24 protein-coding genes are annotated in these 23,448 nt (G+C 44.9%); 15 read left to right on the top strand and 9 right to left on the bottom strand.

Annotated elements, in window-relative coordinates:
- Positions 1-36: 36 nt before the first annotated feature.
- The 3 genes from pstC to pstB are packed head-to-tail and all read left to right on the top strand — an operon-like array spanning position 37 to position 2,567.
- Positions 37-966 (top strand): phosphate ABC transporter permease subunit PstC, encoded by a 930-nt coding sequence (gene pstC, locus ACRRSY_RS14930; protein WP_432463578.1) that lies wholly within the window; start codon positions 37-39, stop codon positions 964-966.
- On the top strand, positions 966-1,808 hold the full coding sequence (gene pstA / locus ACRRSY_RS14925; RefSeq protein ID WP_432463577.1) for a phosphate ABC transporter permease PstA: 843 nt from the start codon (positions 966-968) through the stop codon (positions 1,806-1,808). The genes pstC and pstA overlap by 1 nt, the downstream gene beginning before the upstream one ends.
- 9 nt (positions 1,809-1,817) lie before the next feature.
- On the top strand, positions 1,818-2,567 hold the full coding sequence (pstB, locus tag ACRRSY_RS14920) for a phosphate ABC transporter ATP-binding protein PstB (protein WP_432463576.1): 750 nt from the start codon (positions 1,818-1,820) through the stop codon (positions 2,565-2,567).
- Between the two features lie 56 nt (positions 2,568-2,623).
- Here pstB and ACRRSY_RS14915 read toward each other — a convergent pair whose 3' ends face one another.
- Positions 2,624-2,836 (bottom strand): DUF1289 domain-containing protein, encoded by a 213-nt coding sequence (locus ACRRSY_RS14915; RefSeq protein WP_432452453.1) that lies wholly within the window; start codon positions 2,834-2,836, stop codon positions 2,624-2,626.
- 141 nt (positions 2,837-2,977) lie between these two features.
- Positions 2,978-3,922, bottom strand: a complete 945-nt coding sequence (ygfZ, locus tag ACRRSY_RS14910) for a tRNA-modifying protein YgfZ (RefSeq protein ID WP_432452454.1) — start codon at positions 3,920-3,922, stop codon at positions 2,978-2,980.
- A 156-nt stretch (positions 3,923-4,078) separates the two neighbouring features.
- Here ygfZ and ACRRSY_RS14905 point away from each other — a divergent pair, with 156 nt between their 5' ends.
- Positions 4,079-4,324, top strand: coding sequence for a succinate dehydrogenase assembly factor 2 (locus ACRRSY_RS14905; RefSeq protein WP_432452455.1), 246 nt, complete (start codon positions 4,079-4,081; stop codon positions 4,322-4,324).
- Complete coding sequence (locus tag ACRRSY_RS14900) at positions 4,296-4,709, top strand: hypothetical protein (RefSeq protein ID WP_432463575.1); 414 nt, start codon at positions 4,296-4,298, stop codon at positions 4,707-4,709. Before ACRRSY_RS14905 ends, ACRRSY_RS14900 begins: the two co-directional genes overlap by 29 nt.
- 75 nt (positions 4,710-4,784) lie before the next feature.
- On the opposite strand, the gene nadB is transcribed toward ACRRSY_RS14900, so the two are convergent.
- Positions 4,785-6,398, bottom strand: coding sequence for an L-aspartate oxidase (nadB, locus tag ACRRSY_RS14895; protein ID WP_432459727.1), 1,614 nt, complete (start codon positions 6,396-6,398; stop codon positions 4,785-4,787).
- 200 nt (positions 6,399-6,598) lie between these two features.
- Here nadB and rpoE point away from each other — a divergent pair, with 200 nt between their 5' ends.
- The 5 genes from rpoE to ACRRSY_RS14870 all read left to right on the top strand — a co-directional run bounded on the left by rpoE (position 6,599) and on the right by ACRRSY_RS14870 (position 9,681).
- Positions 6,599-7,177 carry an RNA polymerase sigma factor RpoE gene (gene rpoE, locus ACRRSY_RS14890; protein WP_432452458.1) on the top strand — a complete coding sequence of 193 codons (579 nt, stop codon included), beginning with the start codon at positions 6,599-6,601 and terminating at the stop codon, positions 7,175-7,177.
- 21 nt (positions 7,178-7,198) lie between these two features.
- Positions 7,199-7,738 carry a sigma-E factor negative regulatory protein gene (locus tag ACRRSY_RS14885; protein WP_432452459.1) on the top strand — a complete coding sequence of 180 codons (540 nt, stop codon included), beginning with the start codon at positions 7,199-7,201 and terminating at the stop codon, positions 7,736-7,738.
- Positions 7,739-7,770: 32 nt separating this feature from the next.
- Positions 7,771-8,781: a MucB/RseB C-terminal domain-containing protein gene (locus tag ACRRSY_RS14880; RefSeq protein WP_432463573.1), complete on the top strand. Its 1,011-nt coding sequence runs from the start codon at positions 7,771-7,773 to the stop codon at positions 8,779-8,781.
- Positions 8,765-9,232 (top strand): SoxR reducing system RseC family protein, encoded by a 468-nt coding sequence (locus ACRRSY_RS14875; RefSeq protein WP_432463572.1) that lies wholly within the window; start codon positions 8,765-8,767, stop codon positions 9,230-9,232. Before ACRRSY_RS14880 ends, ACRRSY_RS14875 begins: the two co-directional genes overlap by 17 nt.
- Before the next feature lie 260 nt (positions 9,233-9,492).
- Entirely contained in the window at positions 9,493-9,681 is a 189-nt protein-coding gene (locus ACRRSY_RS14870; protein ID WP_432452462.1) for a CopG family transcriptional regulator, read from the top strand.
- Here the strand turns inward: ACRRSY_RS14870 and ACRRSY_RS14865 are convergent.
- Positions 9,678-11,336, bottom strand: a complete 1,659-nt coding sequence (locus ACRRSY_RS14865; RefSeq protein ID WP_432463571.1) for a SulP family inorganic anion transporter — start codon at positions 11,334-11,336, stop codon at positions 9,678-9,680. The genes ACRRSY_RS14870 and ACRRSY_RS14865 overlap by 4 nt on opposite strands.
- Positions 11,337-11,667: 331 nt before the next feature.
- Here ACRRSY_RS14865 and ACRRSY_RS14860 point away from each other — a divergent pair, with 331 nt between their 5' ends.
- The gene (locus ACRRSY_RS14860; protein WP_432469366.1) at positions 11,668-11,760 is read left to right on the top strand and encodes a hypothetical protein; all 93 of its coding nucleotides are present in this window, start codon (positions 11,668-11,670) and stop codon (positions 11,758-11,760) included.
- Positions 11,761-11,940: 180 nt separating this feature from the next.
- Here ACRRSY_RS14860 and ACRRSY_RS14855 read toward each other — a convergent pair whose 3' ends face one another.
- Genes ACRRSY_RS14855 through ACRRSY_RS14835 form a run of 5 tightly spaced genes read right to left on the bottom strand, consistent with a single transcriptional unit; the run spans position 11,941 to position 18,170 of the window.
- Positions 11,941-13,614, bottom strand: coding sequence for an amino acid ABC transporter ATP-binding/permease protein (locus ACRRSY_RS14855; RefSeq protein WP_432463570.1), 1,674 nt, complete (start codon positions 13,612-13,614; stop codon positions 11,941-11,943).
- Positions 13,611-15,326, bottom strand: coding sequence for a thiol reductant ABC exporter subunit CydD (gene cydD / locus ACRRSY_RS14850; RefSeq protein ID WP_432463569.1), 1,716 nt, complete (start codon positions 15,324-15,326; stop codon positions 13,611-13,613). Before cydD ends, ACRRSY_RS14855 begins: the two co-directional genes overlap by 4 nt.
- 28 nt (positions 15,327-15,354) lie before the next feature.
- Entirely contained in the window at positions 15,355-15,465 is a 111-nt protein-coding gene (gene cydX / locus ACRRSY_RS14845) for a cytochrome bd-I oxidase subunit CydX (protein ID WP_432452466.1), read from the bottom strand.
- Positions 15,466-15,475: 10 nt separating this feature from the next.
- Positions 15,476-16,612 carry a cytochrome d ubiquinol oxidase subunit II gene (cydB, locus tag ACRRSY_RS14840; RefSeq protein WP_432452467.1) on the bottom strand — a complete coding sequence of 379 codons (1,137 nt, stop codon included), beginning with the start codon at positions 16,610-16,612 and terminating at the stop codon, positions 15,476-15,478.
- Between the two features lies 1 nt (position 16,613).
- On the bottom strand, positions 16,614-18,170 hold the full coding sequence (locus ACRRSY_RS14835) for a cytochrome ubiquinol oxidase subunit I (RefSeq protein WP_432452468.1): 1,557 nt from the start codon (positions 18,168-18,170) through the stop codon (positions 16,614-16,616).
- A 981-nt stretch (positions 18,171-19,151) separates the two neighbouring features.
- On the opposite strand from ACRRSY_RS14835, the gene lepA reads away from it, so the two are divergent.
- The 4 genes from lepA to era are packed head-to-tail and all read left to right on the top strand — an operon-like array spanning position 19,152 to position 23,448.
- Positions 19,152-20,951, top strand: a complete 1,800-nt coding sequence (lepA, locus tag ACRRSY_RS14830) for a translation elongation factor 4 (protein WP_432452469.1) — start codon at positions 19,152-19,154, stop codon at positions 20,949-20,951.
- A gap of 1 nt (position 20,952) precedes the next feature.
- Positions 20,953-21,867: a signal peptidase I gene (gene lepB / locus ACRRSY_RS14825; RefSeq protein WP_432452470.1), complete on the top strand. Its 915-nt coding sequence runs from the start codon at positions 20,953-20,955 to the stop codon at positions 21,865-21,867.
- 10 nt (positions 21,868-21,877) lie between these two features.
- Complete coding sequence (gene rnc / locus ACRRSY_RS14820) at positions 21,878-22,552, top strand: ribonuclease III (protein ID WP_432456165.1); 675 nt, start codon at positions 21,878-21,880, stop codon at positions 22,550-22,552.
- On the top strand, positions 22,549-23,448 hold the full coding sequence (gene era, locus ACRRSY_RS14815) for a GTPase Era (RefSeq protein WP_432452471.1): 900 nt from the start codon (positions 22,549-22,551) through the stop codon (positions 23,446-23,448). The genes rnc and era overlap by 4 nt, the downstream gene beginning before the upstream one ends.

Here is a 23,448-nt window from a genome sequence, read left to right as displayed (position 1 = left end):
CTCTTTGTTGTGCCTTGGGTGTGGAAATAAAATCATATGAATCAAACGATTATTACGCCAGGGGCTGAGTTTAACAACCCAGCATTAGTTGCAGCGCTCAAGCAGTCATCTGAAAAGGTTGACTGGCTTGGACGTTTTTTTAATCTACTCTTTTTGCTGAGCGCACTGATTGGTGTTCTGTCGGTCGCGATTATTGGTTATTTTTTGGTGCTTGAGGGCTTACCAGCCATTCAGTTTGCGGGTTTAAGTCATTTCCTGATCGGAACTGATTGGTATCCGCCGGCCTTATTTGGTGTCGGCGCGATGATTGTGGCATCACTTGTTTCAGCCCTCGGAGCCGTGCTCATTGGGGTTCCGGTTGCGTTGTTAACGGCGGTATTTTTAGCTGAAGTTGCACCGAAACGCTTGGCCAATATGATCCGCCCGGCGGTAGAGCTGCTGGCGGGGATCCCATCGGTTGTTTATGGTTTTTTTGGCTTGGTGATCATTGTTCCGGCAATTGAATCGGTGTTTAAGGTACCCGCGGGTAGCACCATTTTAGCGGCCATTATTGTGTTGGCGGTGATGATTTTACCCACGGTGATTACCATTGCTGAGACTTCTATTCGCGCCATTCCTCGCAGTTATAAAGAAGGATCTTACGCGCTAGGAGCTTCGCCGATATTTACCATTTTTAAGGTGATCTTGCCGGCTGCCCGCTCAGGGATTTTAGCTGGTGTGGTGCTCGGAATTGCACGTGCCGTCGGCGAAACCATGGCCATTATTATGGTGATGGGAAACTCCCCTGCGATGCCTGGCTCACTGCTTGACTCGGCTCGCTCCCTCACCGCAAACATCGCTCTGGAAATGTCTTATGCAAGTGGAATTCATGCCAGCTCATTGTATTCAACTGGGATTGTGTTGCTGGTTTTTGTGATGTTGTTAAATGGGACGCTGTTAATTTTGAATCGTCAGAGGGTTAAGTAATGCGCCGTCGTATTGAAGATCTGGCTACTTTAAGCCTCGTTTGGGCCGGAGCTGGCTTGACTATTTTATTTTTGCTGTGGATGTTATGGCACATCTTAAGCAATGGTTTAAGCCATGTAAGTTGGGAGTTTATTAGTTCAAGCTACACCACGATTGGTAAAACCTCGGGTATTTTCTCGATGATTGTCGCCACCTTATATATGGTGCTGCTATCGATAGGCATCGCAGCCCCAATTGGCATTATGACTGCACTTTACTTAACCGAGTATGCCAAGCCCGGGAGCAAAGTTGTCAAGGTGATTGGTTTTTGCACGGAGTCTTTAGCGGGTATTCCATCGATTATTTATGGTTTATTTGGGATGACTTTTTTTGTGGTCACTCTTGGTTTGGGCTTTTCGATTCTGTCGGGCGCGCTCACCTTAGCCATTTTGATTTTACCGGTGATTATTCGCACTACTGAAGAAGCCCTGATTGCAGTCCCACAAGCATACCGAGAAGCGTCTTATGGCTTAGGCTGTTCACGGATCTATACCATCTGGCGGGTGATCCTTCCATCGGCGATGCCTGGTATTGTCACCGCGGTAATTTTAAGTACCGGGCGAGTGATTGGCGAATCAGCCCCTGTGTTTTTAACCGCGGGTATGGTTACCAGACTGCCGGAGTCGGTGTTCGATTCAGGGCGAACTTTAACCGTTCACTTGTATAAATTAACTCAAGAATTGTTCACCGTTCATGAATGGAATCAGGCGTATGCAACTGCCACGGTACTGATTGTCTTGGTTTTAGCCATTAACCTACTGACTAAATTGATCGCGAGTCGATTCAACAAAGCTGCTTACTAAGAGATAGATATGAATAAGTTTGATGTTCAACAACTTGATTTACATTACGGTGATACGCACGCACTAAAGGCGATTGATTTAGAAATTCCGGAGAAACAAGTTACGGCACTTATTGGTCCGTCTGGTTGTGGTAAATCAACCCTGTTACGGACTTTAAATCGGATGAATGATTTAATTGAAAATGTGCGTATTACCGGGCGTGTGTATTTAGAAGGGAAAGACATTTATCAAGAGCGTAATGTGGCTGCGCTACGGATGAAGGTGGGAATGGTTTTTCAAAAAGCCAATCCCTTTCCCATGAGTATTTACGAGAATGTGGCTTATGGGTTACGCGCTCAGGGGATCCGCAATAAGCAGACACTCGATGAGGTAGTTGAAAATGCCTTGCGCAGTGCCGCCCTGTGGGATGAAGTGAGCGATCGCTTACAGAGTCATGCTTTTGGTTTGTCGGGCGGTCAGCAACAACGTTTATGTATCGCGCGGACCATTGCAATACAGCCTGATGTGATTTTGATGGATGAACCAACTAGTGCTCTGGATCCCATCGCCACCCATAAAATTGAGGAGTTGATGGAGGCGCTGCGTAAAAAGTTTACCATTGTGATTGTCACGCACTCGATGGCGCAGGCGAAGCGTATTTCAGATAAGACCGCTTTCTTCTGGATGGGGGAATTGGTGGAGCATGGTGATACTGAGCAAATATTTAGCGCGCCAAAGGACCAGCGAACCCAGGGGTATGTGAATGGAGACTTCGGCTAAGGCTCGCTGAGGGCTTGATAAAAATGCCGTGATTTGAAAACTCGGCATTTTTATTCCTATAAGCGGGAGTTGAGCTTGCTAAATTTCCAGGTGGGCGCTTGTTGACGCCGTTGTTCACAGCGTTGTAAAACTTCCCGTTTGGCTTGCTCATCCAGCCCACTCCAGGCGCAGATTTCATCGAGTTGCCGAAAACAACCGACGCACTGATCTTTGTCATCCAACGTGCAATGCCGAATACAAGGGGATGCGATAGCTTGTGGAGCGCTCATTGTGTTTTCCTGGTCTAAATTGTCGGTTTTTTCGGCGATCAATGGCGTGCCAAAAAAACCATCAATGCACGGATCTTTGCATCTAAAGTACAGTATAGCTACCAGCGAATAGATGCGGGGCGCTCAGTGTTTGCCCTTGTCTCAATCTTCTAAGCCGTAAGGTAGCTGAGCAATGGTATAGAGACTCTGTTCATCCCCTTCTAAGCGAAACTTTGCGGTGGCATCCGTATCTTTATTTAACACCGCTAATAGTTCAATATAGCCAGGATCGAGCTGAACGGCCTGTAATACGGTGGCTTTGGCTCGCCAGTTTTCACCCAGTTTTTGTTCTAGACGGTCGCCAGCTTTGGGTAAGAGATCGCCATGTCCGGCAAAGCGCAGCGTCGCTCGCTTGTTGTTGCCGCGATACTTGGCGCGTGCAATGGTTTCCTGACCGGTATAACAGCCTTTGGAAAAGCTAATGGCGTTTAAACACTGTAGGTTTAAGGCTTGAGGAATGAATTGCTGGCTGGTGGCCAGCTCCAGCATGGGGAGGCCGGAGACAATCTGTAACGCGCGCCATAATTGATTGGCGTCGAGTGGGCTGGCTGGCGCATCTTCTCCCCAATTGGCGAGATCGGTAATCACTAAATAGCGGCGTTTGGGACCATCCAGGTGCACACAAATGCCACTATCGATTAAACCACCATAGCTGGCGATATCATCGCCAAAATGTTCCGCGATGTAATGTGGGGCTTCACTGCCAAGTACTGCGATAATCTGTAGCTTGGTTTCGGTTTCGATGGCCACTTTGGAAAATACCGCATATTTCTTTAGCTGGGCTAATTGGCTGTCGGCAAGCGATTTTGGTTGCAGGTATAAGTAGTCATCGTTTAAACGCAGCAGTCGCAATACTGACCACATTTTACCTGTGGGGTCGCAGTGCGCTGCCAGACTTTGTTGGCCCGGATCAAGACTGTTTACGTCACAGCTAAGCTGTCCTTGCAAATAGCTTTGGGCGTCAATTCCACTCACCCTGACTAAATGCCATTGGTCCAGAGGCTGAACTAACAGCGGAGGGAGAGTGCATAAGGTTTGTTGAGACATAGTCGGCTTCCGTTGAGAGCTAGATCAAGCTTATTAGCGTGTAATTTTGTTGCTGAAATGGTATTGTCGTCAATACTTTTGCAGCATTTTTTAACTGGTTATTAACTGTGGCTAATACCGAGTTTACCAGTGTCACTGATGTATACAAGGAACAACATGCAGGAAAATAAATCACGTTTAAAATGGGCTTGTCGTCGGGGGATGTTGGAACTTGATGTATTGTTTATGCCGTTTGTAGATGAAGCTTATGATGATTTGAGTGAGGCGCAAAAACAAACCTTTAAACGCTTACTCGCCTGTGATGATCCTGATTTATTTGCTTGGTTTATGGGACACAAGTCTTGTGAAGACCAACAGTTAGCTGCGATGGTTAATGTTATTCTCAAGCGCGTCAAAGTGTGAATTTAGGGCGACTCGTTCGTCGACTTATTTTGCGCTGATCTGCCTGATGGCTGCGGCGCAAGTCTTGTTGTTATTTTGTTTCCCTCGTTTACTTCCTTTACTCCCTCTGAGTCTTTTTTCGATAGTGCTGTGCTATTGGCATTGGTGGTGCTATCGCCCTAAGGGTTATTTTTCTGCGGAACAGATTGCTTACCAACAAGGTGGGAAAACTGAGGTTTACCAATGGTTAGCGAACTCTCGCGTGGCTTTTACTTGTTGCATTATTATTGGTATTCGCCAAGACCGTTTAAAATTAAATGTGATTTTTGCAGATAGTATTGAGCATGATATTTATCGTAGGATGTGCTTTGTAATTAACTTTCCCATCGAGTCTGAACAACCATAAGGGCGGAATATCGTTGCAACGGTGGTGAATAGTATGAAGGCTTAGCTAAGCTAAGCCTTGTTTAAATCCATCGATTTAGTCTACGTTATCTGGTTCTTGATAAAAGGTGTTTGGATCGAGGATAGTCGGCTTCACGATGTCCAGTTTATCTGGGTAATCCAAATTATAATGTAGACCGCGACTTTCATGACGGCGCATGGCACAGCCCACGATTAACTCGGCGACTTGCACCAAGTTACGTAATTCTAAGAGATTATTCCCCACTTTAAAGTTTGAGTAATATTCATAGATTTCTTGCTGTAGTAAATGGATTCGATGCATGGCACGTTGTAAGCGCTTGTTGGTACGCACAATGCCAACATAATCCCACATAAATAACCGTAGTTCGTGCCAATTGTGGGTAATGATGACTTCTTCATCTGAATTACTCACTTGGCTGTCGTCCCAAGGCTTAATTTGGTTGCATATACTCACTTCGTTTAGATGTGCTTTTATATGCTGGCTAGCGGAATGAGCAAACACCACGCATTCCAATAGAGAGTTGCTGGCCATTCGGTTGGCGCCATGTAAACCAGTGTATGCCACTTCGCCAATGCCATATAAGTTTGCAATATCCGTTTCGCCATTCAAGTTGGTGACTACACCGCCACAAGTATAATGGGCTGCTGGTACAACCGGTATCGCTTGTTTACGGATATCGATCCCGAGATCTAAGCAACGTTGTAAAATAGTGGGAAAGTGTAATTCGATAAACTCATCATCGCGATGGCTGATGTCTAAGTAGACACAGTCTGCACCGAGGCGCTTCATTTCGAAATCGATGGCGCGGGCCACGACATCACGAGGGGCTAATTCTTCTCTGGCATCAAAGTCAGGCATGAAACGAGTCCCATCGGGACGTTTTAATAACGCGCCCTCTCCTCGGAGTGCCTCAGTGAGCAAGAAGTTTCGAGCTTCTGGGTGGTATAAACAGGTGGGATGAAATTGATTAAATTCCATGTTCGCAACTCGACAGCCGGCGCGCCAAGCCATGGCAACCCCATCGCCACTACTGACATCAGGGTTACTGGTGTACTGATAAACCTTGCTTGCACCGCCAGTCGCCATCGCCACAAATTTTGCTTTGACTACATCAACTCGTTCGGTATTTCGATTCCATACATAGGCACCGACAACAGTTTTTTTCGGGTCACCTTCTTTCACAATTAAGTCGACCGCATTAAATCTCTCTAGAATCGTGATATTAGGGTGGCTTAATACTGCTCTGACCAAGGTTTGTTGAACGGCCTTGCCTGTCGCATCGGCAGCGTGCAAAATGCGACGTCGACTATGCCCGCCTTCACGAGTGAGATGATACTGGGCCTCGCCATCTTTGGTGGTCTCTTGATCGAAGGGAACCCCAAGGTTGATGAGCCAGTCGATACAGCGTTTACTGTTTTCTGCGGTGAATCGAACGGTGGCTTCTTCACATAAGCCATCACCGGCGATAAGAGTATCATTGACATGTTCTTCTACGCTGTCATTCTTATCGAACACGGCAGCGATGCCGCCTTGGGCATAATATGTGGAGCCTTCTTTTAGTGGTCCTTTGCTCAGGACGTGGACTTTGGCATAATCTGCCAAGTTTAACGCCATTGTTAAGCCTGCAGCGCCACTGCCTATTATTAGAACATCGCTAGTGTATTCCATTAGATGCGCTCTTATATGAAGTTAAAGGGAAATTTGAGTATATCGTAGTTTAACTGAAACTTACTCAAGTTTGCACTGTCTCACAGAGGCGCAAAAATTTATTTGATGAAAAGAGAACTTTTTTGAAAACAAGTAGTCTGAAGAGATGTGCCGCCAGAGAAGTTACCGACACCCAAGCATTAGGAGGTCGGTAGTTACTGATGTCAGAACAGTGGACAGATCAAGCGTTGGTCGAAAGAACTCAGCGCGGAGATAAGGCGGCATTTAATTTGTTGGTTCAAAAATACCAACACAAGGTGGCTAACCTGGTATCACGATATATTGTGAATCATGGTGATGTAGCCGATGTAACGCAGGAAGCATTTATTAAGGCTTACCGAGCGTTACCTAATTTTCGTGGTGAGAGCGCATTTTATACATGGTTGTATCGAATCGCCGTGAATACCGCGAAAAATTACATTGTTGCTCAGGGGAGAAGGCCTCCAGCAAATGATGTAGACGCAGATGAAGCCGAGTTTTACGATGGTGCAGAAGCATTGAAAGAAGCTGATACACCAGAAACCTTGTTGCTATCTGAAGAAATAAAAGAGGTAGTTTTTGCTACAATGGAAGGACTACCCGATGATTTACGTACGGCAATTACGCTTCGAGAGATAGATGGTCTTAGTTATGAAGAGATTGCAAGTGTGATGGATTGTCCTGTTGGTACTGTCCGTTCGCGGATATTCCGAGCAAGGGATGCAATAGAGAAGCGGATCCAACCGCTTTTAAGCAGGTAATTTTGGGGATGAGTGACTAATATGGCAAATCAAGAACAGTTATCCGCATTGGTTGATAACGAGTCGACCGACGCATCACTGTTAGAGCTGTTAGCCAACGAGCCAGAGCGTGCTCAGCAATGGAGTAATTACCATTTGATTGGCGATGTGCTTCGTGGGGAAACCCCCAAGAAGATTAATTTGAATATTGCTGATAATATCGCGTTGGCCTTAGAAGATGAGCCCGCCATTGTCGCACCTCGGCCTTCTCATTCTTCTGAAAAAGAATCTTCTGGTAAGTTGGTGCGGTTTTTCAAGTATACGGGACAGTATGCAATTGCGGCATCAGTCGCGGTGGCTGCTATTGTTGGCGTTCAACAGTATTCTTTACAAGTAGCAAGTGATACAGAGCAACCTTTACCGGTATTTAATACCGTGCCTGTCGGTGGTTCGGTTGCTCCGGTTAGTTTACAATCTAGCCCACAGCCACGCGAGTTAAGTGAAGCCGAAATGATTGAACAACGTAAACGTATTAGTGCTTATTTACAGGATCATCGTTTTCAACAGAGAATAGTAGAGTAGTTATATAACTTATGCGTTTTAAACAACTTTTGATGCCAGTAATTATATTACTGGCATCTTTTTCTGTTTCGGCAGAGAGTACTGATAGTCCCCCTAGCGCTCCTAGTGAGGTCAGCCAAACTAGCCCCGCGATTAATTTATTACAAGAATATCAACAAGCCTTTCATCAACGTAACTACGAGTTGTCTTTTATCACGGTACGTCAAGGTCATATTGAACCAGAACGGTTAATTCATGGTGTTGTCGATGGGGTTGAAGTTGCGCATCGTGTATATCTCAATGGTCCTGCCAATGAAGGGGTTTATCGTCAAGGTGTTGTGGCTTTTTTTGAACCAGGACAAACACCTTATAGTTTAGCCTCTACTCGTTTACCGGGCATGTTTGGTAATTTGGCGGCTATTGATATTGATGGTTTAACCACGAATTATGATTTAGTGATCGCGGGCAAGAGTCGGGTTGCTGGACGTCCTGCCCAAGTGATGCGGATCGTTCCTAAGTCTTCCGATCTTTATGGTCTGTATTTTTGGATTGATTACGCGACGCAATTACCCTTGCGATTAGATATCGTTGACCATGATGGCGAGCTTGTTGAACAGCAAATGGCTGTCAATTTAGCCGAATTTGAACAACCCACCGCCTGGATGCATGAACTTGCTAGTTTGGATTTACCAAAAGCAGTGGTTGGTAAGCTCCCCGTTGATGAGTCGAAGCAGAAAATTAATTGGCGTTTAGGCTGGCAGCCGGAAGGTATGAAAGTTGCGCAAAAAGAACGACATTCATTATTATTGTTAGCTGAGCCAGTGGATTATCTCAAGTTAAGTGATGGTTTATTTGATATCTCTGTTTATGCAAATGCTATAGGTAAAACCAATCCCTTACGTGAACAATTGGTTCGCCAAGGGGCCACCAGTTTACATACGGTTGTCAGGCAGGGAGTTGAAATTACTGTTGTCGGAGAGATCCCTCCAGACACAGCCTCTAAAATTGCTGATTTTGTGAAATTGGGCCCTTATCTGGAGCTGCCAAGTGAACCTGCCCAATAATTCCAATTTAATTATCGAAACGGCCAAGGTTGTTGCGCTAGAGCAGGGATATGCAGTCGTTGAATGCGTGAGTAAAAGCGCTTGTGGCAGCTGTGGGAGTGCTGAGCATTGTGGTAATAGTTCTATCGCCAAGGCGTTTCCTCATCGAGTTCATCGGCTCAGTGTGAAACTTACCGAAGAGGTGCAAGTTGGTGAACAGATAGACCTAGGCCTAAATGCTAAAAACATGCTCACAAGTGCTTTACTGATTTATTTAGTGCCTTTGTTGTGTTTAATTGTTGGCGCGGGTCTTGGGCAGTTTTTGTTTGCGCAGCAATCATCGAATGAATGGGGCGTGGTGTTGATGGCCTTGCTGAGTCTAGGGCTCGGTTTTGTATCCGTTCGTTTATTCGCTAAACGTGTTAGTCGACAGCTTCAATATCGACCTAAGATGCTGAGACGTCACCGCTGAGTGGATTGAACGGTGATGGTAGTTGCTGTTTCAGCGATAAATTGTAACCGAGCCCTTCGGTTGGTGATGCTTGTTTAGTGATGCTGCCTTCCCGTATGATCCATGGTGGAGATGACTCTTTATTGAGTTTGTCCTGTCTAACTATAACGACAAGCGACTGCAAAAATAATAAGCAAAGATTAACAGACCCTAGTATTAAAATCTGATCTTAATTACACTAACGTTATAATCAAATTATAATGTTAGTGAGGTACACCCCAGTGGAAAACAAGACCGCGCGTTTTACAGTGCTGATGGACCCGCGTAAAAAGCAGGCATTTGAGAAGCTATGTGCTTCTCAAGACTTAACGCCGTCACAAGTCGTTAGGCAATTGATCCGAGAATATCTTGAGCAACATAATGTGAGTTATGCTGACAGTGCTACCCATAACCCACAAGTGAAACGTTAGCGCTGCTGTTTTGAGTTATGGTCTAGTAGAACTCGAACCGCTTCATCAAATAACAGGAACATATGCTCGTGGCCAACTAGCTCGATAATTCCTGCTTTCTTCAATTTGGCCGAGACCCGTTGATTGGCTCCAGATAGCAATACATTCACGCCACGACGCTGTAAGCCGCTGATGACTTCTTCTAAGGCTTGCAGCCCAGTAATATCGATAAATGGGACCCATTTTAAACGAATGATAAGGTGTTCAGGATCGCTGTGAGTATAGGCTAGCGCTCGTTCAAAATTTTCAACTGCTCCGAAGAAGAAAGGACCTTCAACCGCAAATACCAATATATTCTCTGGTAATTCTCCTAAGCCTTTCTCTGCAAACTCTAAGGCGAGTTCTTGTGCCGAAGATTGCTTCACTTCAACACTGCTCGCCATACGTCGTAAAAAATGCAAAGTTGCTAATATTACGCCAATATTGACTGCTACAACGAGATCGGCAAATACCGTAAGAGCAAAGGTAATTAATAGGATTAGCACGTCGGCTCGTGGTGCGCGGCGAACCATTTTAATGAAGTGTTTCGCTTCACTCATATTCCAAGCGACAACAAATAAGATGGCCGCAAGGGCCGCTAAAGGAATGTGTTTTGCTAGGGGGGCAAGCACTAACAATATGACTAATAAAGTGATTGAGTGGACAATACCAGCTAAGGGACTGTTGCCACCATTACGAATGTTGGTTGCGGTACGAGCAATCGCCCCGGTTGCCGCGAAACCGCCAAATAATGGCGCTGCTATATTTGCCAGTCCTTGACCAATTAATTCTTGATTGGAGTCATGACGAGTACCCGCCATCCCATCGGCAACCACCGCTGAGAGTAAGGATTCAATCGCGCCTAACATGGCGATGGTAAAGGCTGGGCCAATCAGTTCTATTACTTTCGTCCAGCTTAGTGAAGGAATGCTTAGCTCGGGTAAGCCTTGTGGTATTTCGCCAAAAGCTGAGCCAATTGTGCGTACGCCGTCAAATTGAAAGAATACTTGAATAAGGGTGGTGAGGACGAGCGCAATTAAGGGGCCTGGGACTCGTTTTAATAGCGGTACTTTCGGACTATAAATTACCAGCAATAGGGCAAATATGGCTAGCATGCTAGTGCTAAGATGAAATTGTGGAAGAACATTAATCAGATGATATAGCTTGTTATGGAAATGCTGACCAGTGACCTCAGGTAAACCAAAAAAATCCTTCCATTGGCCGACCCAAATGATGACCCCTATTCCTGCCGTGAAACCTACGATAACAGGCGCTGGAATAAATTTAATGACACTTCCTAGTTTGGTGATCCCCAAAAGCATTAAGATCAGTCCAGCTATGAATGTGGCTATTTGTAATCCTTCAATACCATGCTGGGCGGTGATGCTTGAAAGTACCACAATGAAGGCGCCGGTCGGGCCGGCAATTTGTACCCGGCTACCGCCAAAAATTGAGACCAAAAAGCCTGCGACAATTGCGGTATATAAGCCTTGCTCTGGTTTGGCGCCGGAGGCGATGGCGAAGGCCATCGCGAGAGGAAGAGCAACAACACCAACAATGACGCCTGCAATAATATTACTTACCCAGTTCTTAGGCTTGAGTAATCCCGCTCTTAGCGCTTCGCTAATCGCAATCATTTATCGCTCCAATTTAGAAAGGTATATTACAATTACATTATAATGCGATTATAATTAACGGCAATCATCTTTGCTTTATTATCTAGCTTTATTACAGTAAGGGTGGCCTAGAACATCGAATGTATGCTTGTTTAATGTGATGAGCGAATGACCGATACAATTGCGACTTGTCCTCAAGATGAATCTATCTATGCTTATCATTTGCCCTGAGTGGTGCCATGCATGCTCTGGTAACGGGTCTGAAGTTGATGCGGGGGCATTAGTTGTACAAGACGTTAGCGGCAACTCATTATAAGCTCGAGATTTTGTCCCTATTATTAAGGTTTTGAAGGTGAAGGGATTGTCATCGTTGGCCAAAATTGGCACTACAGTGAAAATTAATCAGCTAGTCTACGGTGATCGCAATATCGATGATATTGGCTAAATGATGCTTAAATTTGAGCTTGTAAAAAGCCTACGTGGACTTTTCTATTTGCTGAAGAGTGATTATTGGTTGCCTGTGCACCAAGAACCGAACGATTAAACAAGCCGAGAGGATTCACTGCTCTCGGCTTGTTTGTTTGATGCTCGACTCGGATCTTATACCGTCAACGATTGGTTTTAATTATTGAACGCCTAAATGCCAACGCTTCGTAAATGCTGGATGTTCTAATTGTTGGTGGCTCGCGATAATTAAAATACCATCGCGTTGCCAGTGCAATAGACCCTGCAGTAGTTGCTCTGTAGAGGCTTGGTCTAAACCTGAAAAGGGTTCATCGAGTAGTAAAACTGGGGTTTTGGCTAACAATAGGCGAGCTAAGGTGAAGCGACGTAGTTCGCCGCCAGATAAGCCGACACCGTACTCACCTAAAATGGTTTGTAGGCCGTGACTTTGTTTGGCTAACCATTCTTGTAAGCCGACTAATGATAATATTTCGGATAACTCCGTATCACTTGCTTTGGGTTTTGCGAGTCTTAAGTCGGCAGCGATGGTTAGCTGGAAGATAAACGGACGTTGCGGCAAGTAGCCAACATATTGATGCCAAGTGTTATCGTTAAACTGGTGCTGTAATTGTTGGTTTAGAGCAATCGAACCTGCTATTTTCGGTATATCGCCAGCAAGGGTTTGCAATAAACAACTCTTGCCAATACCTGAAGGACCGCTTAATAAGACCACGTCGCCAGCCTTAAAGGTTTGGTTTTGCTGGTGAGTGAGAATTGCTTGTGGTTTAAATCCAAAGCATAGATCTGCGATGCTAAAATTCAACTCCGCTTGAGAAAGAATATCGACCGTTTTGCTTGCCGATTCTGTCTTTGCACTTGGTGAGCTTGCGATCAGTTGATTGGTTCTATTTTTGGCTGCGACGCTATAACCGATGGCAAGGTGGAGAGAGGATAAAGCTTGAAAGACCTCAGATAAACCTAACCAAGCTAAGAGCAGAGCCACTAAAATAGCCGGATGCAGTGCTTGCTCGAGGACCATCGATGTTCCAGGCATCGCTAAACAGATTATACCGACTAAAAGCAACAGCTGGGCAAGGCTATCGGCGATGAGAACAGAGAGTTGGAGTCGTTGCTGTAAACGGTTGATTGTCTGTTCATTGTCTGCCACGGTTTGAGCATAGTCTTGCCAGCGACCAAAGGTTAAAAGGGTGGTTAATAATTGCAAACCAATGAGCGTGACTTGTCGACGTTGGCCATTGCAATTGACTTCTTGCTTGGCTAAATGAATACCCAGAGGCAACATCATAAGGGGGAGTAGTATAAGTCGCATCAGCAGGAGCAAAACGATGCTGAACAGTGCACTGGGAAGATAGTAGGCGATGGCTAAACTAAAAAATCCGCCAAGGGCAATAGCCCAGAACCAAGGTGCGATAGCTCGTAGTGGAAATTGGTCAAGTAAGTCAATGTCACTGATTAAACGTTGCAAGGTTTCGGCGCTATCGGGCTGCTCAAATCGCAAAGAATCAGCAATGCTTTGATGACTCAGTCGATGAAAGGTGTTTACCCGCAAATTTTTCAGCAGCGATAATACCGTATGGTGTGATTGTAAACGCTCTGCGTAGCGCCCCGCCGTTCGGGTAATGGCTAAAAACCTGATCACGGCTCCCGGCCGCATGTAATTGAAGCTGCCTGCTTGAATGGCTGCAACCCCTGCCATCGCGGCGGCGCTAATAAACCAACCAGAATAGGCCAATAGTAATACGGTGGCTGCAACGGTGAGTAAACCAAGCAGCCCACTGAGGCTCCAGCCTCGCCACTGCCAAACTAATAAGTGACGTAATTTTAATGATTTCATGGTGTCGGCTCTTGTATATGGCAACTGCTTGGCAGCGGTGATAACTCATCAGAATGAGTCATTTTACCTTCGCTCAGATAAATACAAGCGTCTAAAAAATGAAGGTGCTGCCATTGATGGCTCGCGATGAGCAGCGTTTTTCCTCGGCTTATTTCTGCGAGGACTTCGCAGAGTGGTTGAACACTTTGTTGGTCCAGCTCGGCAAAGGGTTCATCGAGTAGCCAAATGGCTTTAGGTTGTAGTAATAAGCGCGCGAGGGCCAAACGTTGTTGTTGTCCACCTGATAGCCCGAGTCCGCTTTCACCGATGGGATAGTCCAAGCCTTGTTGCGTGGTGGCTAACCATGTCCATAAGCCGACTGAAGTAAGGGCTTGAATCATTTCCGTTTCAGTGGCGTTGCGTTTTGCAAGTTGCAAGTTATCGGCAATGCTGCCGGGCATCAATTCGGCGTGCTGGTTTAAATAGGCAATGTGTTGCCTTAGTCGGGGCATTTGACTCGCAGATATATCAATTTCATTGACCGTTAAATTACCTTGAAAAGGAAGAAAACCAGCGAATAATTGCAATAGAGTGGACTTGCCGCTGCCACTTGGGCCAGTGATAAGGAGTCGAGATTGAGCGGGAATGTTTAGTTGCTCTAGTGCTAGTCGAGGCGTTTGGGTTTGTCCCACCACAATGTGAGAGAGTGTCAGTGAAAACTGCTTCGCTTGCAGTAATTTTTCTGGTAAATCATGGGTCGCTAAATCTGACCTTTGTTGGCGGCTCTCGGCTTCGCTGATGGCTCGCCATAATGGTGCTAGTAGTAAGCTCGCCGACTGTGCTTGTGCTTTGGCATGATAATCGTTGCCCAGTTGCCGAAGCGGTTGATAAAACTCGGGCGCAAGCAGCAGGATAAATAATGCTGAAGCATAATCTACAGGAACCACCTGTTTAAGCCAGGGGAGTTCTCCTAACAGACCTAAGCCTAAATATAGGGCGACCAACGCGATTGCCAATGAGCTAAATAACTCTAATACGGCAGTGGATAAAAACGCCAGTTTTAGGACTTGCATGGTACTGCGTTGATATCCTTCCGCTGCGTTAGCAAGGTGTGCTTCAGCAACATGACTGGCATTGAGTCTTTTTAAGATATTCAAACCTAGTAAAAAGTCATACAGTCGACCACTCATTCGACTTTGTACTTGTAGTTGTTTGGTACTGGCTTTGCTCGCTTCTTTGCCAACGAGGATCATAAATAGCGGCACTAAGGGGGCGGTACATAATAATAACGCACTAGCCAATAGGCTGTGTTGACTTACTACGATAGCGATTGTTAGTGGTGCGACTAATACTAGAAATTGCTGTGGCCAATAACGACAGATGTAACCATCGAGTGCGTCGATATGCTCAGTTAATAAACTGGATAGCTGGCCATCACTACCGTATTTGAGCTTCGCGGGCCCTAATAGTGATAAACCTTGCCAAATTTGGTTGCGCAATTGCTGACGTAAATTTCGGCTGGCACCTTGGGCTATAAAGTCTTTGCTACTTAAGAGTATTAATCGAATCAAAAATGCACCACCAAAACCATACCAGAGCAATGGCTCTGGTTGGTTTAGTTGGATCAGTGAGTTAGAAATGAGCGCCAAAAAGTACATTTGCAGAATAAGCAAAGGGATACTGAGTAGCGCGAGTAGGGTTGCGATTAATAGTTGCGGCCGGATTGGCCGCAACCAACTTCTAAGAAGTCGTGATGAATTATTATTGTTCAGGTTCGTCGTCCGAATATCCGTTAAATTCTAGCCACATAGCATTGATAATGCCAAAGGAACAGGCCAGTAGTACACCTAAAATCCAAGTAAAATACCACATAGAATGCTCCTTAATATAGTGAATGAGAGTTATCACGAATAGTTTGTTCATTGAGGCGACCAAACATTTTGACATAACACCAAATGGTGTAAGCCAATACGATGGGAACAAAAATACAGGCGACTACAAACATAATTTTGAGAGTGAGTTCGCTAGACGTTGCATCCCACATGGTTAGACTATGATTGGGTCGCGAGCTCGATGGCATAATGAATGGGAACATCGCGATGCCACAAGTCATAATAACACCCGCTTGGCCGAGCGAGGAGCAAACAAATGCAATGGCACCTTTGCCCATCTTGCTAAATAGCCCGGTGAATAAGAATGCGCCCACACCTAAAATTGGAAATAGCCATAAAATAGGGTACTTGGAAAAATTACTGAGCCATGCTGCGGGCTGAACCTCTACAGTTTTAGCCACTACATTATTAATCGCGTTGGTATCAATGGTACTGGTAAGGGTATACCCATCGATCCCCATATGTAACCAAAGACCTGCAAGCACAAATATTAGCGTTGCGCCAAAGCCAGCAATAACGCCGATAGATTGGCTTCGTTGCAAAATGACACCTTCGGTTTTCATTTGCAGATAAGCAGCGCCTTGGCTGACAAACATCAGCAAACTTAGAACTCCAACTAGTAAGGCGAAGGGATTCAGTAACGCAAAGAATGAGCCTGTGTAATGGATCCGTAGAAGTTCGTCAAAATGAAATGGAACCCCTTGTAATAAATTACCAAAAGCGACCCCGAAGATAATGGGCGGAACAGCTGAACCAACGGTGAGAGCCCAGTCCCAATTACTACGCCATTTTGTATTGTCTAATTTGGAGCGATAATCGAATCCAATAGGTCGTAAAAATAGCGCGGCCAGAGTCAAGATCATCGCCAAATAAAAACCACTAAATGCTGTCGCATAAACTGGTGGCCAAGCGGCGAATAGTGCTCCTCCAGCCGTAACCAGCCAGACCTGGTTGCCATCCCAATGGGGAGCAACGCTGTTAATCATGACGCGTCTTTCTTCATCGTTTTTACCAACCACTTTTAATAGGGCACCGACGCCCATATCAAAGCCATCGGTAACAGAAAAACCAATCAGTAGTACGCCGATTAACAGCCACCAGATAAATCTTAAAAATTCATAATCCATGTTATAGCTCTCCAAGTTGATCCGTTTCTAAGGCGTATTTACCGGTATGCAATGATGAGGGGCCTTTCCGTGCAAAATGTTGCATTAGCCAAACTTCAATGACAATGAATATGCTATATAAAGTGGTAATTAGACCTAGACTGATCCAAATTTCCGCCGGTGTAAGTAATGAGGCGGCTAAATGCGTTGGTAGTACCTCACCAACGGCCCAAGGTTGACGACCATATTCAGCGACAAACCAACCAGCTTCACAGGCAATCCACGGCAAAGGTAAACTAAATAAAGCCATCTTTAAGAACCATTTCGGTTTGTGTTGAATCCGTTTCGCACTAAACCAAAAGGCGAGTGCAAAGACCAACAACATCAAAAAGCCTGCGGCGACCATGATGCGGAAGGACCAAAACATTGGCGCAATTTGGGGAATACTGTTGTCTACGGCTAATTGTACCTGTTGATCGGTTGCGTTGGCTGGATTGTCTGTATAGGCCGTTAACAATAGTCCGTACCCCAGATCCTGTTTGACTACTTCAAAGGCGGCTTTGGTTTGTTCTGTGGTATCTCCGGCTCTTAGTAATTGTAATAAGCGATAGGCTTCTTTACCGTTGACAATCCGTTCGCGGTGGATTTCTTTCAAGTCTTTGAGACCTAATACCTGCTCATCAACCGAGCGTGTCGCAATAAGGCCCAATGCATAGGGAATTTTTATTGCGTAGTCTGTGGTTTGTGTTTCACTATTTGGCAGGCCAAACAGAGTAAATGCAGCGGGGGCTGGATGAGTTTCCCACTCGGCCTCAACGGCGGCGAGCTTCACTTGTTGCACATCGCCTAATTCATAACCTGATTCATCGCCAAGGATAATCACCGACACTGAAGAGGCAAGACCAAAGGCAGCTGCAATGGCAAAACTGCGGCGAGCAAAGGCTAAGTCGCGGCCTTTAAGCATGTACCAAGCTGAAATGGCCAATACAAACATTGCGCCAGTCACATAACCCGCAGATACCGTATGGACGAATTTTACTTGAGCGACTGGATTAAATACCACTTCAGCAAAGCTGGTCATTTCCATGCGCATGGTGGTGTAGTTAAACTCTGCTCCGACCGGGTTTTGCATCCAACCATTGGCGATTAAGATCCATAATGCCGATAAGTTAGAGCCCAATGCAACCAGCCAAGTTACCGCTAAGTGTTGAACTTTAGTCAGCCGATCCCAACCAAAAAAGAATAAACCAACCAAAGTTGATTCAAGGAAAAAGGCCATTAAGCCTTCAATTGCCAATGGCGCACCAAAAATGTCGCCCACATAATGTGAGTAATAGGACCAGTTGGTACCAAACTGGAATTCCATGGCTAAACCAGTCGTTACTCCCAGCGCAAAGTTAATACCAAATAGTTTGCCCCAAAACTTAGTCATATCTCGGTAAATCTGTTTACCTGTCATCACATAAACAGATTCCATGATGGCAAGTAAAAAGGTCATACCCAGGGTGAGTGGGACAAATAAGAAGTGGTACATCGCGGTGAATGCAAACTGCAATCGTGAGAGTTCAATAATATCCATAAACCGACTCCGAGGGTTAAATGTAGTCCTACATTAGGACAGTCTAATTTACATATTTAGACAAAATTTAGCTATCTGGGGATTGGCTATTTTGTTGATTTAGATCAATTAGTTTGATGTTTTGTATGTTTTTTCGCAAACTCGAACTGAATAACTGTTTTTTATCAAGGAAATATCATTAAGTCTGCTATCTAGAAATCTCTTTGGTTGTTTTTATTCTTGTCATTAATTGTGAATTATGATGCGTTGAGGTTAAGTATTTATTACAGTTTTTGTTCGATATAAATGCGCGGATTATTTTTCTTTTTTAGAGGAAGTGAAGGTTATTGTTGACTTGTTTAAGCTAGCTACTTCTGTGGCGTAATGATCCTTAGCTTGCTTTATTTCCCAATTTACGAGCGTTTGCTAACTGTGCTTTCAAGTTTTATCGTTATTTATTTGGTGTAAAATACAAATTTAAGTTCTTTAAGCTTGCGGGGGCACTCGTCGGATGATCTTTAGTGTTAGTTTTAGCGAGCTTGGTTGTTGATTTGTGTAAAATGATCGATTCGCAATCGTTGTTACAGGACTGAATAATCCTGTAACTGGTGCCTCTGATTACAAGTTATATCACGCGGCTCGTGGTGATTTAGGCCCGCAAGAATGAACAGATAGTGAGTTAGATTGGTAGAATGGCTAACAGCGTTTTTCGAAGCATTGTATTCAATCGTTTTTACTGTTTAATGAGCGATATTGGCTTAGCCTTCTTGCTAATGTGCTTTTCGCCGCGATTAAAAAGCCTGGAATTCGAACCAATTTACAACAGCAGAGAGCAATCGCTCTCTTTCACTGGGATCTGATCCCCTTGAAATAGTCGCGCATTTTTTTTGGATCTTGATGGATTGTGGTAGTATCCGCGTCAACGATATAATGTGCGATTGCCGCATTTTTTAGAAAGGCAAGATTTGATTCTTTAGCCAATGATTTTACATAGGTACCCCCTTGATAAATAAGAATATTCGTAATTTTTCGATTATTGCCCATATTGACCATGGTAAATCGACCCTATCTGACCGTTTAATTCAGCACTGTGGTGGATTGAGTGCGCGCGAGATGGAAGCTCAGGTATTAGATTCTATGGATCTTGAGCGCGAACGCGGAATCACCATTAAAGCGCAAAGTGTCACTTTAGATTACATCGCTAAAGACGGTGAGACTTATCAGCTCAACTTTATTGATACGCCAGGGCACGTCGACTTCACCTATGAAGTCTCTCGTTCTTTGGCGGCCTGTGAAGGTGCTTTATTGGTGGTTGACGCAGCGCAAGGGGTAGAGGCTCAAACTCTCGCCAACTGTTATACCGCGATGGAAATGGATCTGGAAGTTATTCCAGTTCTGAATAAAATCGATTTACCGCAAGCTGACCCAGACCGGGTTGCTGAAGAGATTGAAGATATTGTTGGGATCGACGCGACTGATGCCACCGTATGCTCGGCTAAAACTGGCTTAGGCATTGAAGATGTATTGGAAACGATTGTTCGCGATGTACCGCCCCCAGTCGGTAATAGTGAAGGGCCTTTGCAGGCGCTGATTATCGACTCTTGGTTTGATAACTATCAAGGCGTGGTCTCGTTAGTTCGCATTACTAATGGTGAAATGAAAGCTGGCGAGCGGATGCTTGTGATGTCTACAGGTCAGTCTCATGTGGTCAATGAAGTGGGCATTTTCAAACCGAAACAAACCAGTACCGGGGTATTAAAAACCGGTGAAGTGGGTTACATCGTCGCGGGTATTAAAGATATTTTGGGGGCGCCGGTAGGAGATACGCTTACGACCTTAAAAAATGGTTCTACTGAAGCATTACCTGGTTTTAAAAAGGTTAAACCTCAGGTTTATGCGGGCTTATTTCCCACCAGTTCAGATGAATACGAGAACTTCCGTGATGCGCTCGGTAAGTTAAGCTTAAATGATTCATCGTTATTTTATGAACCGGAGAATTCTACTGCCTTAGGTTTTGGTTTCCGTTGTGGCTTCTTAGGGATGCTGCACATGGAAATTATCCAAGAGCGTTTAGAGCGGGAATATGATCTCGATTTGATCACGACCGCGCCGACCGTGGTCTATCAAGTGGTGATGAATAATGGCGAAGAGTTATTTGTAGATAGTCCAGCCAAGTTACCTCCAACCAATAATATTGCTGAAATTCGCGAACCGATTGCCGAAGTGAATATCTTGGTGCCGCAAGATTATCTTGGCAACGTGATTACGCTATGTGTGGAAAAACGTGGTTTACAAACTAATATGGCTTATCACGGCAAGCAAGTCGCATTAACCTATGAAATTCCAATGGCGGAGGTGGTGCTCGATTTCTTCGATAAACTTAAGTCAACCAGCCGCGGTTATGCATCACTGGACTATAACTTTAAACATTTTCAGGCCGCGAGTATGGTGCGGGTTGATATTATGATTAATGGTGATCGTGTTGACGCCCTAGCGCTTATCACTCATAAAGACCACTCTGAGTCTCGAGGTCGGCAAGTGGTCGATAAGATGAAAGAGCTGATCCCTCGGCAAATGTTTGATATTGCCATTCAGGCTTCGATAGGCATGCATATCATTGCTCGTTCAACGGTTAAGCAGTTACGTAAAAATGTGATTGCGAAGTGTTATGGCGGAGATGTAAGTCGTAAGAAAAAACTACTCGCTAAACAAAAAGCAGGTAAGAAACGAATGAAACAAGTGGGTAATGTTGAAGTACCTCAAGAAGCATTCTTAGCTGTTCTACATATTGGAAAGGACTAATATGGCCACTATATTTCCGCTTATTTTAGTTATCGCAACATTTGTAACGGGTGTTGTTTGGGCTTTAGACAAGTTTCATTGGGCAAAACAGCGACAGCTTAAGCTGCAAGATGCTCGAATTGCTGCTGGGGGTGAGTTACCCAGCAATGCGGAGCAAACGATTAGTAACGCGCCGAGCTGGATAGAAAATTGCAGCTCGGTATTTCCGGTGATCGCCTTGGTGATGATCTTACGCTCGTTTATTTATGAACCTTTTCAGATCCCCTCGGGTTCGATGATGCCAACCTTATTGGTTGGGGATTTCATCTTGGTTGAAAAGTTTGCTTACGGTTTAAAAGATCCAGTGACTCGCACCACTTTAGTACCAACCGGTCATCCAGAACGGGGTGATGTGGCGGTCTTTAAATATCCTCAAGATCCCCGCGTTGACTATATCAAACGTGTGGTGGGTTTACCGGGCGATCGTATCATTTACCGTAATAAACAATTGTTTATTCAAGAAAAATGTGAAAAAGAGCCTTGCCCAGAGTTGCGCCCTGTACCCTTAGACTTTGAGGTTTCTGGACGCTTTAAGCAAGGCTTAATGCCACTTGAAAATTATCGAGAGCAGTTAGCCGAGGTCAATCACGAAATATTGATTAACCCTGCGGCTCCTGACCGAGTGCACTCCTTTTACCAGCAGCCAGGGACTGCTAAAGATGAGTGGATCGTACCTGAAGGGCACTATCTGGCTTTTGGAGACAACCGAGACAACAGTATGGATAGTCGTTACTGGGGCTTTGTGCCAGAACATAATTTAGTAGGTAAAGCGGTCGCGATCTGGATTAGTTTCGAGTTTGAGCGTGGTAAAGATTCATTTTTGCCAACATGGATCCCAACTGGGGTTCGATTTAATCGCATTGGCGCGATCAAGTAAAAGGGTCATGATGAATAGCAACAATCAGGAACGCCTGCAGCGCATCATTGGTTACCAATTTGAAGATGCTAATTTGTTGACGTTGGCTTTGACTCATCGCAGTGCCGGAGGCATTCACAACGAACGTCTCGAATTTTTAGGTGATGCGGTATTAAGTTGGGTGATTGCCGAAGAACTGTATCAGCGTTTTCCTAAGGTTTCTGAAGGCGATCTGAGTCCAATGCGCTCTACTTTAGTGAAGGGGAAAACTCTCGCAGAGTTAGCGCGTAGTTTTGAATTAGGCGAGTATATTAAATTAGGCCCCGGTGAATTAAAGAGTGGTGGCTTTCGTCGTGAATCGATTTTAGCCGACGCAGTTGAAGCGATCATTGGTGCGGTGTATTTAGATAGTGACCCCCAAACCGTGAAGCAATTGCTCCTGAGTTGGTACCAACCTCGTTTAAATAAAATAGAGCCGGGTTTGAGTCAAAAAGATCCGAAGACGCGCTTGCAAGAAATTTTGCAATCTCGTAAGCAAGCTTTACCTGATTATCAAGTGGTTGAGATTAAGGGGGAAGCACATAACCAACAATTTACCGTGAGCTGCAGCGTGGCTGGTTTAGATAAACCGATTATTGGCACCAGTACCAGTCGACGCAAGGCCGAACAAGTTGCCGCAGAGTTGGTATTGGAGCATTTACGATGAACTATGATACGCGCTGTGGTTTTGTGGCAATTGTTGGTCGACCGAATGTGGGTAAATCAACCTTGCTGAATACCCTGTTGGGTCAGAAAGTCAGTATTACCTCTAAAAAACCTCAGACCACCCGGCATCGAATTTTAGGTATCGATACTCATGATATCTATCAAACTATCTTTGTAGATACGCCAGGCTTACATATCGAAGAGCAACGCGCGATAAATCGCTTGATGAACCGCGCCGCAACCAGCTCTTTGGGGGATGTGTCGATGGTGATTTTTGTGGTTGAAGGCACTAAATGGACCGCCGATGATGAATTAGTTCTGGGTAAATTGCGGCATTTAAAAGTGCCTGTCGTGCTGGCGATTAACAAGGTGGATAACGTTCAAGATAAAGAATTGCTGTTCCCACATATGCAGGCGATGAGTGAGAAATATTCGTTTTCTCATATTTTGCCTATCTCTGCTAAACAAGCCAAGAATGTTGAGCAGCTGCGCGAGTGGGCTCAGCAAACATTACCGGAAAACGTGCACTTCTTTCCCGAAGACTATATTACGGACCGCTCTTCGCGTTTTATGGCTGCCGAAATTGTGAGAGAGAAGTTAATGCGGTTTACTGGTCAAGAGTTGCCCTATTCCACTACCGTGGAGATTGAGCAGTTTAAAATGCAAGAGAATGGGGTTTACCAAATTAACGCACTTATTTTGGTTGAGCGGCCCAGCCAAAAACGAATGATTATCGGGAATAAAGGCGAAAAGCTAAAAACCATTGGTAAAGAAGCGCGATTGGATATGGAAAAATTGTTTGATAACAAAGTATTCCTTGAGATGTGGGTGAAGGTTAAATCTGGTTGGGCTGATGACGAACGAGCCTTGCGTAGTTTAGGTTACGGAGACGACTAA

This window comes from Agarivorans sp. QJM3NY_33 (assembly GCF_050870865.2).
GTDB lineage: Bacteria > Pseudomonadota > Gammaproteobacteria > Enterobacterales > Celerinatantimonadaceae > Agarivorans.
Note: the sequence above shows the minus strand (reverse complement) of the source record. Positions and strands in the feature narration are given on the sequence as shown.